The following is a 15,242-nucleotide window of genomic DNA, read 5'->3' on the forward strand; positions in this document are numbered from 1 at the left end:
GTAAAAAAAATGCTTCTTTTATCGAAGCAATTTTAAAAAATGATCTGCTGTTTTCGTGATTACAGTTGCATCCTTCAATGTTTCTGAAATAAATAACGCCCCTTCAAGATTTGTAATAAAAAGGGATGCAACCTCATCAATATGAATCGTATTTCTGAATTCTCCATTCTCTACCCCTTGTTTAAGTAATAGAGCAACTTTCTCTTGTAATCCTGTAAAAAAAAGACCTATTTTTTCTTTTATTTGCGTGGCCTGTGTAGGACTTTGAATATAAAGAGTAATAAATGGACAGCTCCCCTTATACTCTCTCGACTGAACTCCTTGTGATAATTGCTTTAAAAACAGTTGGATACGATCTTCAACTAAAAATTGGTTCTGAGAAAGTACGTCATCAATTGCAGATTGATACATTTCAATCCAATAATCAACGACTCCTTCTAATAATTGTTCCTTATTAGAAAAGTGATAATACACATTAGACTTTGAAACTTTGCTTACACGTACTAATTCATCCATACTTGTATAAGCAAACCCTTTTTCTAAAAATAATGTTGCAGCTACTTCAATCACACGTTTTTGATTCATTAATTTTACCTTTTTCATAATTAGAACTATATAGTACTAATTTAAATATTGCAAGTATTTATGTTAATTTTCAAAAAAATTTAATTAAAAAATTCCACTAACATTGATTTTACTGCAAAAAAATCTTATTTTAAATAAAGTTTAACTGCCCCCCGAAATTGTTCATTCACTATTGTCTAATAGAGGTCACCATACATACCCATCACAACTTTAGAAAAAGAAATGCCCCCAAAACAAAAAATGAACGGCTTCTCAGAATAATTATCTGTAGAGAAAGAAAATTTTAATTTAGGAGTATATGAAAATATTAGCTTGATGGTGATGTGGTGCTCCTCCATAAAAAGAAATTTTAAACATCTTAATCTGCCTTTCCTTTATGTAAATATGGGAATAACGAAATTACCCCAAGGATAGCTAAACAAGCTCCAATCCATAACGGAGATACAAAACCATATCCTTTACTGATCCCAAGACCACCTAGTGATGAACCAATAACAATACCTAGCGTAATAAAAGAACTATGAACCGTATTTATCATTATTCCATTACTAGCTGTTTTCATCACCCTCGCAACCATAGCTGGATTCAATGCTACACCAGTTAAACCAATAAAAATTGTAGAAATCACTGCAATGTATTTATTCTCTGCACTTAAAGCAAATAAAGACAACGCTATGATTAATATAATTAATCCACCCATAAGTATTTTCATTGTAAATTTATCAGCAAACTTGCCGATTATTATATTTCCAATTACCGTCGCACTACCATAGAGAGCAAGTAAATACGGAATACTTGCACTTGAAAAGCCTGTGACATTTGTAAAGATCGGAGTGAAATAACTAAATGCTGCAAACGTACCACCAATAATGAACATACTTGTTACGTACGCTGCCCAAAGATGAATATTCTTAAATCGCAGAAGTTCGTCTTTCCAATGTAATTGCTCTTTATTTGAAGATGATGGTAACAACCATTGAATCATAAGCCCTGATACTAGCACAAGAACAGAAACAGCCCCAAAACTAATACGCCAGCCAAAAGATTGGGAAATAACGGTTGTTATAGGTAAACCTAATACAGTTGCGAACATTAAACCTGCAAGTACAATTGATGCAGCTTTTCCCCTTGAATCAGAGTGAACCAATGTCGCAGAAAAGGAAATCGCAACTCCAAAAGCTGAAGCTGAAGCAATACCAGTTATAATACGTGAAATCATCATAATATCATAGTTCCAAGCAATAGCTCCGAGCGATTGACCAATTAAAAATACGAACATTAAAAACAATAATGCTTGTTTGCTGCGCATTCGTAAAAGAATTGCAGTTAAAATGGGACCTCCTATTACCATTGCTCCTGCATAAGCTGAAATTAAATACCCAATAGATGATACAGAAACATGGAATGCAAGAGCAAGTTCATTCATCATACCTGCAACCATAAATTCTGATGTAGTCATACAAAAGATTGCTAAAGCTAATAAATAAATAATCGATGGCATAAAAACACTCCTTATTCATTATTGTAATGATCGGTACAAAAATAGTGCGAAAAAAGAGCGCACTAAGCGCCACAAATAGACTCCACTGTTCCTTTGATAACTTGTTCAGACAACATCCGATTTTGCATCGATACATTAAGAACACGGAATCCGTAATAACTGCTTAAAAGCAGACTAGCTAATTCCTCAGCTGATTGCTTCTTTGAAATTTCACCTGTTTGCAATCCTTCCTCCATCACTGTTTCAATAGCTTGTTTAAGAAGTTCAACATGCTTCGAGAAAATTTCTTGTACCATTAAATCGTTTTTAGCACGTTCTATACTGGCATTAATCAATAAACATCCTTTTTGATCAATATTCTCAAAGTCTTCTTTCAATGCCCATTCAAAAAAATTACTTAATCGTTCTTTAACTGGAATTGGAGTATGTAACAATTTCCTTTGTTCCTTAATCCCAATTTCATGGTAGCGTTCTAATACTTGTTTATACAGTTCATGTTTACTACCGAAAGTATTGTATAAACTTCCTTTTCCAAGTCCTGTATCACTGCATAAATCTTGTGTAGAACACCCTTCATATCCTCTTAACCAAAATGTTTTCATTGCAACATCTACAATTGAGGAATAATCAAACTCTCGAGGTCTGCCGCGTTTATTCAATCGTATCCTCCTCTCATTTTAAAGATAACATGAATAGAATACTCTTTTTTGTACCACGCGGTCAATAATTTATTTTATTGTTACTGTAAAATTAAATTTGACTATTTTAGATTATGAATAATTAAAAATAGCCCCCTTATTCAAGTTGCCTAGCGAAAAAATCACGTTTGAATAGGCTTTTTTAGCATCCCTATCCCTATCTTTCTATACATCACCAGATATGAAACGAAGATCGTTTCATATCTAGTAATTTACTTGGTTGGCTTAATAGGTATGGAGTAGTGCCCCTATAAACAAAATCCTCCAGAAACATCTAATACCTGCCCCGTTACCCAGCGGCTATCAGAAGAAGCAAGAAATACTACTGCATCTGCAATATCTTCAACTTGCCCAATTCGACCGAACACAGATGAATTCGTAGCAAAATTTCGTATTTCTGGATCATCTAGCAATTTCGCATTGATATCTGTCTTCGTATATCCAGGCATAATTGTATTCACAGTTATCCCTCTTTCTCCAAGATGTTTAGCTAGAGGCAGTGTCATCGTATTTAATGCACCTTTACTTAAGCCGTATGCAATGGACCCTGTAAAACCAAGTCTTACTTCAGCTGATGAAATGTTAATAATGCGCCCTTCTGCTCGTAGTAACGGTAATGTTTGCTGAATTAAAAAGAATGGCGCCTTAATATTTACGGCCATAATTTCATCAAAAACTTCTTCTGTCGTATTTTCAATCGTCCCTTGTGTACCTATCCCTGCATTGTTTACTAAAATATCAATCTCTGATGTACCAACTCTTATTTGTAATTCATTCTTTAATTGTTCTACTAGCTTTTTGACATTATCAATTGAATTGAGATCTGCTTCAATTAAGAACGCCTTTCCTCCATTAGATTCAATCTCACGAATTGTTTCATCTGCAGCTGCTTTATTTCGACCGTAGTGAATTGCCACTAATGCACCGTCGTTTGCCAATCTCATCGCAATCGCACGACCAATTCCGCGACTTGCCCCTGTTACTAACGCTACTTTCCCATCAAGATTCTTCATTTTTTCCATCCTTCCTAAATTTACGTTTGATAAAAACCTATACTTATATTTTTATGTAAAAACCAATTATTTTAAATATAGATTTATAGGTAATTTAGCTCGTTCACTTATGATATTATAGTTATAGTTTGTGATTCACTTTAAAAAATAAAATAAGGAGGCTACACAATGCAAAATGCAGTAAAACTAGATGAAATCGACCATAAAATAATGAACTTGTTGTATGAAAATGCAAGAATTTCTGTTTCAGAAATAGGACGAATTATATCCATGACGCAACCTGCTGTAAAGGAGCGTATGAATAAACTTGAAGATCAAGGAGTTATAGCGGCTTACCGAACGAAATTTGAACCTTCTAAAATTAATAAAAACATTCAAGCATTCATCATGTTTAAAACGAGCCAATGCTCTGATTTTATCCAATATTGTAATGCCGCTCCTGAAGTAACTGATTTATATCGAATTAGCGGGGAATTTAATTATATGATGAAGGTCATGAGCGATTCGATGGATTCCCTTGCTGCATTTTTAGACTCTTTAATGCAATTCGGCTTATCGTCTCCTTTAATTGTTTTAAAGAGTGAGTTTGAGGAGAAATTGTCATTCTAATAAAGTGATAGGCACCAGCTTTCCAAAAAAGAAAAAGGAGTGGATCATCCACTCCTTTCAATCACCTATCCCTGATTTCTCTGCGCCTCTCTAAACTCCTCCTTCACCTTCTCTAACAACCCTTCTTCTGTAATTAATCGATACGCCGTATTTGCTAATGCTTTTGCCGATGTAATTAATGCTTTATCCCCTAATTCTGAACGCGCTGCTTCTCTAAATTCATTCGTATGTGCAATTAAGTCATCTGGGCCGATTTTAATGTACGGGTGAATGGTTGGTACGACTTGACTTACGTTTCCTGCGTCAGTTGAGCCGATGCCGAGTCTTTCTTTACGGTTTACATCCTCACCTAGTAATTCCAGTTCTTCGGCTACGATATCGTTATATGTTTTTGTTACGAGTAGTTCATCGATTTCATTTTGGAATTGATGGATTTTTACTTTTGTGCCTGTTGCTAGTGCTGCCCCTTGTGCGATATTTTTTACTTTTTCTGTTACTTCCGCACATCTTTTTCTCGTTGCAGCACGGATGAAGAATCTTGCTGCGGCGTAGTCAGGAATAATGTTAGGTGCTTTTCCGCCTTCTGTAATCACGCCATGAATTTTCACGTCTGACGGAAGTTGTTGGCGAAGTGCGTTAATACTGTTGTACAGCTGAATCACCGCGTCTAATGCGTTAATCCCTTCTTCAGGTGATGCTGCGGCGTGAGCTGTTTTTCCGTAAAAATGAAAATCAAGTGGATCGACTGCTAGTGAAGGACTCGTTGTTGCTGTCTTTCCGCTCGGATGAATCATAAGCGCCGCATCAATATTTTTAAATAAGCCTGCCTTTACATAACTCGATTTTGCGCTACCGTTCGGTCCTCCTTCTTCAGCTGGTGTTCCGAACACAACAACTTCCCCGCCAATTTCTTCAAGCGTTTCTGATAATGCGATCGCTGCTGCAACGCTAATTGTGCCAATTAAATTGTGACCACACGCATGGCCAAGTCCTGGTAAAGCGTCATACTCAGCTAAAAATGCGATTGCTGGTCCTTGTTTCCCTGAACTTTTTCGCGCAATAAATCCCGTTTCATGTCCAGCTATATTGTGCTGCAACTGAAATCCTGCACTACCTAGCAATAAACTTAACGTTCTAGATGCATAAAACTCTTGGTTACCAATCTCCGGATTCCCATGAATATCATGACTTGTTTCTATGTACTTTTCCTTATTTCTTTCGATACTCTCTTCAATTTTTTTTCTTTGTGACGCTACTCCTGTCGCTCCCATTTTTCTTCCTCCTTTTATTTTCACGTAAAAAAGCCTCTTTCTAAAAGATAGAAAGAGGCTTCTGTATATACAGTCAAATTGAGCTTCTTTCTTATCTTTCAAGTTACCTTGCTGGAATTGGCACAGTATTCATAACGAATCCGCTGCCGAGGTATCATAGGGCCAGTCCCTCCACCTCTCGTGATAAGAATTTTCATAAAATTATATTAAATTACATTCATTCTAAGTTCATTTCAAATAAAAGTCAAGGAATTCCTATCCGAATTTACCGAATATCTAAAAACCCTTTTAATACACCAATGGTTTCTGGTGCTTGCAGTCTTGCACATACGTACGGAAATTCTGTACTACCTTCAAACATCATTTGAGATGTAAGGGGTGCGCCTGCCCAAAAGATTTCATCATCGATTACTAGGAACGGGAATGCTTTATTTTGTCTTTGTAACTTTACATTTTTCAGTGGAACTGGTCCATCACTATACACCGTTATTTGCGCATTTGTACGCATTAACGCTTGCCATACTCGTTTATCTACTTGTTTCGTACTTGGAAGTGAAATAATGATTTTTCGTTTTGCTGCTAAAATATCTTTTAATACCCCTTTCGTTTCCTCAAGATTCATTTCCATAAACCAGCGTAATCGTTTCGATATTTTCCGTTCCCACAATTGTCTTGATGTCGTGCGATCATACAGATCTCCGTGGCGTTCTATATGAGCCGTTAATTGTGACAACGCTTGTTTTCTCGATAAATTTTTGCGCATATAGTGGCAATCTGATAATTGAATAAACTTCCCTCTCGCTCTTGTCACTGCTACATTGACGAGGCGATGGTTTTTATGGTCAAAGAATAATACGCCAGGTCGTTCTTGCGGATAACTATCTACTGTATCAAAAATCATCATATCTCTTTCAGATCCTTGGAACTTATGAACTGTCGCTGCTAAAACAGGTATGTTTTGGTATTTCGTTCTCTGTAACATTTCTCTAATACACGTTGATAAAAAGCGAGACTGCGCTCTGTAAGGCGTCACAACACCAATGGATTGCACACCATCTAACAGTCCGATTAACATCATTTGCATTGCTACTAAACCAGACATAATGTTAAAACGAGATCCTGAAGCAGCGTCTTTTAACGAAAAAGCTCCCATTTGGCTCGTATCAAATAAAACACTCGCTTCATTTGCGAACGGTTGTAGTTTCGCAAGTTCTTTACGCTCGGAAACAGACGGATGATCGTATACTCTATTTTTATAAATAAACGAATTCGTAAACTTCGATATATCCGCATGCATACGTCTTTGTTCCTGCAACATAAACAGGTTCGGATGTGCTTCTGATTTATTAACAGACTCCACAATCCCGGCATGGTAAAACATATCTTCGCCAAGCCATTTTCGAACGAGTTCATGGTTTGCCATCGCAATTGGAGGTAACTGTAAAAAGTCACCACAAACGACGATACGTTTTCCAAGTGAAGCAGCTAATGCAATTTGCGGAACAAACGCCATACTCACTTCATCTACGACAACTAAATCAAATGTACGCTCATAAATAAGTGAATCAATAGCACATTTCGATAAAGTCGCACCAATCACTTTCGCATTTTCAATATATTCTTTTTCTACTTCTTTAATTTTCGCTTTTTGCTTTCGAAGATCACTTTCTATCTCTTGTATACGCTTCTTATCAGCAGATGTTGCTTTATACGATAAAATCTTTTCACGAAGCTCTTGTCGTGTCTCTTCTAAATAGAGTCTCTCCTCACCCCAAGACCCGTTCGTCGTTTCAACTAACTTCGACGCAAGTAACGTTTCATGATTTCGTATATGTTCGTGTTGACTATAACCGTAACGAACAATTTCACCAGGCGTCCATTTCTTTTTCTTTTCAATTTGCTTTGTTACTTCACTCATTAATACGTCCACTGCTGCATTACTATGAGCTAACACAAGTACCGACTTTCCTTTTTGATAATGAGCCGAAATAATACGTGATAAATTGTAAGACTTCCCTGTTCCAGGTGGTCCCCATACGTACGTTGTCGGATTATAAAACGAGCGATACGCCAATTCATTTTTCGGATTTTTCATCTTCTCAATATGTTTCGGACTACTCGTCCCATCAACAAGACGCTTTATACGATTACGTTTCAGCTTATCTTTACGCGCTTCCTTCAACCTCTCTTGCAGTTGCTCTAAAAGCTGCCACGGTTCACTGTACAAAACAGCTTCTCGTATTTCACCTTGTATATAATCATTTAATTTCAGTTCTATTTCTAATCCATGTACAGATAATACTTCTCCTGTCGCTTCCTCACCATCGAACTCAATTCGAATCGGTGAACCTTCAGGCAAGCTTACTTCCGAAATAAGCTGAAATACGTATACTGTACTTTCATAATCTGTATATAAAAAACGACCGTTCATGATAGAAATTTTACTACCACCTATCGTTTTCCAATGTTTAATTTCATACGCTAATGCATAATGCCACTCTTTCATCGTTTCCGATAATGAAGGAGTTTGAGTAGGTGTATTCATCGTATAATCTCCTTCCTTCTCCCCAAACATACTTTCTCACTATACCATATAACACGCTAAAATTTGTAAGGTTTTTATCTTGCTTATTTTCTTAATTTTCAATAACATATTGTATATAATTTTCAGAAAGAAGGAATCTACATGCCAGTTAGAAGAATCGAACACGTTGGACTTATGGTTGCAAACCTAGAAACATCTATCGCATTTTATGAAGAAGTAGTTGGCTTACAACTCATTAAGAGAATGGGACACCCGAATCCAGACTTAAAACTCGCTTTTTTAGGTGTGGAAGAATCGAAGGAAACGATACTGGAACTCATTGAAGGTTACAACTCCTCTCTTCCGGCAGAAGGAAAAGTACATCACATTTGCTTTAAGGTAGATTCATTAAAAGAAGAAATCAAAAGACTCAAGAAACATGGCGTAACATTTTTACTAGGAGAAGAAATCGAAACATTACCGGATGGAACACGTTACATATTCTTTGCGGGTCCTGATGGGGAATGGATTGAGTTTTTTGAGACGGAGAGATAAAGTAAAACTTTAATCAACCCACAAATAGCGGGGGATCATAACTTTATGATCCACAAAAGGAGTAGAAACTGATGAATACAGTTTTTATTATCGTTTTTTGGGTACTTATACTATTTCCACTTCTTTATATAATACTGATAAAGAAGTGGAATATAAAAGTAGCTGCTTTATTTGTTGGAAGGGTTCTATTAAGCATTGTCTATTTCATAAATGGAATGATGTTAGGACTGCAACGAAATTGGGTAGAACCTCCTTATGAAACAGAATGGAATTTCTTTGTAAAGTCTTTACTAAACGGAAAAACTGATGCACTTATGCACTTGTTACTTCTAATTATTATCATTACTTTGGATTTAGTTGTTACATTTTATTATATTAATAAAAAGAAATAGGATATCCACTCCTATTTCTTTTTTAATGGGTAGCACCACATGCCCATCAAGCTACTATTTTGATGTCCCCAAAAACTAAAAATTTATCTCTTCAAAGTTAGTTGTCTATGAAAATTGAGTTCATTTTTTGTCTTTGGATATTTGCTTTACTTAGCTTGATAGCAATGTGATTATACCTCTTATAAATGTTTTAAAAATCTTTCAAATAGTTCTAACTTGCACAATGCTTCCCGTTAATATAATACGCTGATTCTGTGAAAACCGTAAATACAACCTCTACTTCTGAAAGTCCAAAATCCATTATATATGTAGTAATGGCCTTGGCAAATCGATCACGAATTTCCTGTCCACGCTCAAACCATTTCACTTCTATAAGAGGAAACGCTTCTATTTCTTCTCCATTGAATACAAACGTAGAACTTGGTAGTTCCAAGGTAAAATTATCCGTACCACACTCACAGATATGTGCGAGCTCTTCTACTAATGGCTTGCTTATGCTTTTTAATTGTTCAGTAGTAATTCCACGAAACACAACATGTGGCATGTTAATCCCTCCTTTACATAGCTTTATACTTGCTCACATCATAACACAATTTATTTTGCTGCACTAACCTTTATTGGTACATTATTCTTAGTTACTAAATAATAGTTTTGTTCATAATTTTGCAACAAGTATACATTACAATTACTTTAGCAAATTAAAATAAATTTGCATTTCTTGTGCCCCTTACCTCCCAGTAAGGGGCGTACCCTTTTACAAATCATTATTTCAATACAATTTTCAAAGTACTTTTACATCAATTTCACAAATTCAAGAACTCTCATATGTTACATCCTTTTCCAAAGAACTATATGCTGATACACGAATCCCTATCTATATAGGGATTTTTTGTGCAAGTCCCCTCACCATCAATTTAAGAATAAAAAAAGAAGGGGATTATCCCCCCTCCTTTTACGCTTGCTCCGACTTTCAAAATTATTTCGTATACCCACGATTCAGTTCCGTTAACTTTTCATTGATGTTAAAAATTCTTACTCTAATATCTTTAACACCAGCTGCTTCAAGTCTGTTCTTGTGCATTTCCGCGTATTTTTCAGCATCTTGTTTTTCTTCAAATACATAAATGCCTCCAGCTTCTTTTGTTTCTTCATTCTCTGTCCATATTTTCCAGTGGAATCCTTCTTCTTCGTTAATACTGTTTGCTAAATCCCAAAATCCTTTTTCCATTTCTTCACCAAAAGGACCTTCAAACGGAAAATCAACTTGTAATAAATATGCCATCTTTGCTCACTCCTATTTTTAATATAAAACTCTTACCATTTCTTTTACTAATTATAATTTTTTGATTCTAACGATGATACTGTTTACATTCGTATTGCTATTATTCCACCACTAATTTGAAAATCATACTATTTATAAAATACCCACAAAACGGTAGCAATTTAAACGCAAACAGTTTTAAGTTATGTTTAAAAAATATGATACAAACTTATCCCTAAACTAAGAACAAACAAAACAAGCGCAGGTATTGCTTTCTTAAAGGGATCTCTCGCTAGTACAATTAGAGTTAATGCAGCTGCAAGCATCGTACCGCCTAACAACAATCCTGCTAATAAAGCTATTGTTGGAATCCAAATTCCTATTAACATTCCAATCGCTCCTACAATCTCAAAAGCTCCAGTTAAGAAATTAAAAAACGAAGGTAAACCAAATCGCTTGAACTCGTCTGCCATTTTCCCAGAAATAATTTTCGTACCTGTCATTAAAAAGAACAGAAATAATACAACTTTTACTACATTGATTAATATTAAAATAGCAATCACATCTTTCTTATTTATTTGATACATTTACATGCTATAGCATATATAATATGAAATTTTGACTGGTACTAGGAAAAAACGTGATCCTGAATCGAATCTCATACAAAATAAAGATATCTCCACTATTCCTTAAAACAAATTATATGCTATAGCATATATAATACATAAAATAAAGTTTGTTCCTTATGAATAGCATCAATAAGGAACAAGTATTAATAGCGTGTATCATACAATTTGTTTAATAATGATTGTAATACTTTAATCTCTTCTTCGCTCAAATTACTCGTAACGAAATGGTGAGCGTCTGTCACTACAGGCAAGATTGTTTTCTTTAACTCGTCACCTTTTTCAGTTAAAAACAGGTTGTGTGAACGTCGATCTTGCTCATTCAAATCCTTCTTTACAATCCCTTTTCTCTCCATTGACTGTATCATTCTTACGACAGTAGTTTGATCTTTATCAATCGCTTCTGCTAACTCTTTTTGAGTAGTGGCCCTTTGGCTACAAAGAACACTAATAATCCCCCACTGCTCTGGCGTAACTCCGAAAGGCTTTAATTTCTTCGTAAAATAATTCGTCATTTTCACATCGGTACGATGAACAAGATAGCCTAATAAATCATGTAAGTTCATATATCACCTCTATAAATTAATATATAAAAGAGTATAGCATACCAGTCAATTATTCACAGTTAATGTATTCATTTTATTAATTATATGCTATGGCATATATATTATAGTATGTCATTTTAATTGTCAAATGAATTACCTATTTCTCTACAGTATCAGTCCAACTTACTAAAAAAAACAAAATCCCGCATTCAATGAAAATACGGGATTTTTACAAATGAGTTATTCACTTATTCAAAAGAAGTTCATTCGTTACATATTACTTATTTAATTAAGAAACATTCATATACCAGCCCAAACATCTTTTCCATATCGCCCTTCATCTTGCAAACGATCTAACCAATTCCTTGCTTCTTGTTCACTAACTTCATGAATTTCTTGATAGGCTTGACAAAGGGTATCTTCTACGTCAGGAGCCATTTTACTTCCATCACCACATATATAAAGATGGGCCCCATTATCTAATAACGAAATTAAATGGATTCTATCTTCTTTTATTACATGCTGTACATATGTTTTAGGATGTCCTTCTAAGCGAGAAAAAGCTGTGTGTAAAGAGATTAATCCCTCTCTTTCATCATTTTCTAATTCTGTACGATAGAGATAATCCTTTTCAGGATGACGACAACCAAAGTATAGATGTGCTTCTCCTACCTTCATACCTTTTTGCTTTTGAACACGACGCGCTTGTAAGAATCCACGGAATGGTGCAATTCCAGTGCCTGGTCCAACCATGATAATTGGTGTTTCTAGATTTTCAGGTAATTGAAAGTTTGATTGTGGCGTTCGAATGAAACAGATAATCTCATCTTTATTATGACGCTGAGCTAAATAATTAGAAGCGACTCCTTCATATGTCCCTTCCCCACTCCATGCAGGCGCATTTACAACACCAACCGTAATGCTCAGACGATCCTGGGCAACAAGTGGAGAACTTGAGATAGAATAGTAACGCGGTTTGAGCGCCGGAAGAAGTTCTAAAAAGCGTTCAAATCGGATTTCACAAGCCTCATACTTTTCAAGAAGATCTAACATTGAAATACGTTTCTTTAATATTTGTTCTTGATAAACTCCCTCTTCCAATAATGATTCCAATTCCTTTTTATGAGGAGGGCATACTGTGAATGTCGCCATTTCTCGTATTTGTGCACGAGTAGCTGCTTCTTGCACTTCGACACTATAACTAAGAAGGTCATATAAACGAACAGGACTGTCTAAAGGTATATGATTTACACTGCGCCCACTTGCGCTTAAAATGACTTGATCCTTCCCGTTTAATCCAAAGCGTTTTAAAATTCGGTTGACATTTTTCTCACTATTAATTGGCAGTACCCCAAGGTGGTCTCCTTCTTTATATGTAGCGCCTTCTGGCAATGATATCTCAATATGTCGCGTACTTCTTTCACTGCTAGATGATTGAAGTTCACGATTTTCTAATATAGATGCATAAACTGCTTCATATGTTCGCGCAAGAGGAGATCCTCCAAGACGGCTGACAAATTGCAGGCTCAAAGTACTGCGTTCTTTCTCCATGTTTTTGTTAAGTTCCAATCCAAATGACTTCATCGCATCAGACCACATACTTTGTTTCCATTGCTCGAGCTGTTCCTCAAAATCACCACTTGCATCTGCTTCTCCGCGTTTAGAAAACCTTGTTGCTCCTTTTTGAGCCATTTGCTCATCAATGTATCTTGGAATTCGCTGATAAGTACTAGCCCAATTATGATCTCCACAACCAAAAACTGCGTATTGAACACCTTTTAGCTCATCTGGTTTTAATTCTTCCAACCATTGCACAAACTGTCCTGCATTACTTGGCGGTTTTCCATTATAAGAAGAAGTTACAATAAGAACCGCTCCTTCTTTCGGCAAACTTCCAATTCGATCGTTAAGAGCTGCCACTTCCGTTTGAACACCTTCTAAACTAGCTGTATCTGCTAGTTCTCTTGCAATGCCCTCTGCTACCCCTGTATCCGAGCCATACAGAACAAGAAGCGAAAGATTATCGGCTCCAATAATAGAAGGAGTTTTCTGAACTTGCTGCTTGGTTTCATCGTTTTTCAGTTTCTCCTCTGTAGGCGCAAGAACAGTATTATGGCTAATAGTTTCATTTCGAGGTACAATCCTAATTTTAAAATCACCAGGCTTTAGCGTTAATGTTTGTTTTACGTCCAGCTGATAGTCTTCATAATCGATGAATTCAAAATGTTGAAGAAGCATTCCCATTACGAGTGTGGCTTCATGAAGTGCAAACTGCATACCGATACATGCTCGCTGACCATTTCCAAATGGTTTATAAGCATGATGAGGAACCTTATCCAGCTCTTCAAATCGTTCAGGTTGGAATTCTTCCACATTGTCTCCCCACGCATCTTTATCCCTATGTAGCTGTGGAATAAGGACAGAAATACGATCCTCTCCTTTCTTAATTGGATATTTCCCACCAATCACTGTATCTTCTTTCGCATAGAGACTGAATGCTGGAGCAGTCGGCCATAGACGTAGTGATTCATTTAAAATCATCCGTATATACTTAAGCTTCATAACTTGTTGGTATGTTGGAGTGGGATCTGTCAAAACACGGTCTACTTCTTCATAGGCTTTTTCCAATTTATCCGGATTCTTTAATAAAAAATAGATTGCAAAAGATAACAATCCACTTGTTGTTTCATGCCCAGCTATTAAAAAAGTGATAATTTGAAAACGAATATTTTCATCATCTAATTTTTCACCCGTTTCCGGATCCTGCACATGTAACATACGGGAAAGTAAATCATTTTCTTCCTGATTTCCACTACTTTTACGTTCAGCAATAATATTATCTACTAAAGAAAACATAGATTGAATATCATGCTGAAATTGACGTTTCGTTCTCCACATGAGTTTATCTTCTATATCCAGCCGCTGCAATTGGTGCATCGCCTCATCTAGAGCACGGGTCATGCTAGTGATAAAAGGATGAGAGGTCTCACGATAAAAGCTATTAAATCGGTAATTAAAACCACATAGACCAATTGTATCTAATGTAAGGCGAGTCATATCCCCTGGGACATCTACATTTTCATTCGGATTCAGTCTTGCCCATTTTTGAACGAGTTGCACGGCAATATCGACCATCATAGCATGATAATCTTTCATTGCCCGTTGACTGAATGTAGGCATCAAAATATTATGAGCTTTTTTCCAGTTAGGCTCGTCAGTCTCGCTTGTAAATAATCCGTCTCCAGCAAAGGCACGAACCTTTGCTAAAGCACCCTCTATACTTTTATCAAATCTTGTTTCATCACAAACTTCCGCTACCAGTTCATGTCCAGAAACGACAATGATGGTATCACTCAAAGTTTGAATTTGAAAAATAGGACCATACTCTTCTGCCAGCTTAATAAACGATAGAGTCGGTTTATCTTTATCGATTAATGGGAGATTCCCTAGCGGTCCATATGTTTTCGGCTGGGGAATGGCAGATACTTTTTTATCCATTACAAACACCCTTTCAAAAAAGCATGAAATAAAGTGAAACTTTAATCAGTGGGGGTTTTGTTCATCCCCCACTGATTATCAGCCCTCACTAACCGGGCTTTTACGGGCAGTTGATTCCCCACCTAACTTCTTTGCTTCCGCTGAATTTTGAGGTGGGGTTTTAC

Annotated in this window: 14 protein-coding genes and 1 riboswitch; of the genes, 3 read left to right on the top strand and 11 right to left on the bottom strand. The window is 36.1% G+C overall.

Going from position 1 to position 15,242, the window contains the following annotated elements:
• Positions 1-18: 18 nt before the first annotated feature.
• The 4 genes from EGX95_RS14420 to EGX95_RS14435 all read right to left on the bottom strand — a co-directional run bounded on the left by EGX95_RS14420 (position 19) and on the right by EGX95_RS14435 (position 3,797).
• Positions 19-585, bottom strand: coding sequence for a TetR/AcrR family transcriptional regulator (locus tag EGX95_RS14420; protein WP_001072298.1), 567 nt, complete (start codon positions 583-585; stop codon positions 19-21).
• A 358-nt stretch (positions 586-943) separates the two neighbouring features.
• The gene (locus EGX95_RS14425; protein WP_001139224.1) at positions 944-2,086 is read right to left on the bottom strand and encodes an MFS transporter; all 1,143 of its coding nucleotides are present in this window, start codon (positions 2,084-2,086) and stop codon (positions 944-946) included.
• 62 nt (positions 2,087-2,148) lie between these two features.
• Positions 2,149-2,745, bottom strand: coding sequence for a TetR/AcrR family transcriptional regulator (locus EGX95_RS14430; RefSeq protein WP_001042188.1), 597 nt, complete (start codon positions 2,743-2,745; stop codon positions 2,149-2,151).
• Positions 2,746-3,032: 287 nt separating this feature from the next.
• Positions 3,033-3,797, bottom strand: a complete 765-nt coding sequence (locus EGX95_RS14435) for an SDR family oxidoreductase (protein WP_000792656.1) — start codon at positions 3,795-3,797, stop codon at positions 3,033-3,035.
• Positions 3,798-3,965: 168 nt separating this feature from the next.
• On the opposite strand from EGX95_RS14435, the gene EGX95_RS14440 reads away from it, so the two are divergent.
• A complete protein-coding gene (locus EGX95_RS14440) occupies positions 3,966-4,406 on the top strand; it encodes an Lrp/AsnC family transcriptional regulator (protein ID WP_001178573.1) in 441 nt (146 codons plus the stop codon).
• A gap of 65 nt (positions 4,407-4,471) precedes the next feature.
• Here the strand turns inward: EGX95_RS14440 and EGX95_RS14445 are convergent, their stop codons facing one another.
• Complete coding sequence (locus EGX95_RS14445; protein ID WP_000501332.1) at positions 4,472-5,677, bottom strand: M20 family metallopeptidase; 1,206 nt, start codon at positions 5,675-5,677, stop codon at positions 4,472-4,474.
• Between the two features lie 88 nt (positions 5,678-5,765).
• A riboswitch (SAM riboswitch) is annotated at positions 5,766-5,867 on the bottom strand.
• Between the two features lie 75 nt (positions 5,868-5,942).
• Positions 5,943-8,252, bottom strand: a complete 2,310-nt coding sequence (locus EGX95_RS14450) for an AAA domain-containing protein (protein WP_063246667.1) — start codon at positions 8,250-8,252, stop codon at positions 5,943-5,945.
• 111 nt (positions 8,253-8,363) lie between these two features.
• Between EGX95_RS14450 and EGX95_RS14455 the strand changes: the two genes are divergently transcribed.
• On the top strand, positions 8,364-8,756 hold the full coding sequence (locus EGX95_RS14455; protein WP_001145276.1) for a VOC family protein: 393 nt from the start codon (positions 8,364-8,366) through the stop codon (positions 8,754-8,756).
• A 71-nt stretch (positions 8,757-8,827) separates the two neighbouring features.
• Entirely contained in the window at positions 8,828-9,148 is a 321-nt protein-coding gene (locus tag EGX95_RS14460) for a hypothetical protein (protein ID WP_001098765.1), read from the top strand.
• Between the two features lie 211 nt (positions 9,149-9,359).
• On the opposite strand, the gene EGX95_RS14465 is transcribed toward EGX95_RS14460, so the two are convergent.
• The 5 genes from EGX95_RS14465 to cypD form a co-directional block, all read right to left on the bottom strand.
• Positions 9,360-9,692, bottom strand: a complete 333-nt coding sequence (locus EGX95_RS14465) for a DUF1904 family protein (RefSeq protein WP_001120977.1) — start codon at positions 9,690-9,692, stop codon at positions 9,360-9,362.
• A 432-nt stretch (positions 9,693-10,124) separates the two neighbouring features.
• Positions 10,125-10,430, bottom strand: a complete 306-nt coding sequence (locus EGX95_RS14470; protein ID WP_000323763.1) for a monooxygenase — start codon at positions 10,428-10,430, stop codon at positions 10,125-10,127.
• Between the two features lie 188 nt (positions 10,431-10,618).
• Positions 10,619-10,996: a DoxX family protein gene (locus EGX95_RS14475; RefSeq protein ID WP_000284351.1), complete on the bottom strand. Its 378-nt coding sequence runs from the start codon at positions 10,994-10,996 to the stop codon at positions 10,619-10,621.
• 185 nt (positions 10,997-11,181) lie between these two features.
• A complete protein-coding gene (locus EGX95_RS14480) occupies positions 11,182-11,601 on the bottom strand; it encodes a MarR family winged helix-turn-helix transcriptional regulator (protein ID WP_063246666.1) in 420 nt (139 codons plus the stop codon).
• 279 nt (positions 11,602-11,880) lie between these two features.
• Positions 11,881-15,078 (bottom strand): bifunctional P-450/NADPH--P450 reductase, encoded by a 3,198-nt coding sequence (gene cypD / locus EGX95_RS14485; protein WP_000359061.1) that lies wholly within the window; start codon positions 15,076-15,078, stop codon positions 11,881-11,883.
• Between the last annotated feature and the right edge of the window lie 164 nt (positions 15,079-15,242).

Source organism: Bacillus sp. FDAARGOS_527, assembly GCF_003812125.1.
GTDB classification, from domain to species: domain Bacteria; phylum Bacillota; class Bacilli; order Bacillales; family Bacillaceae_G; genus Bacillus_A; species Bacillus_A paranthracis.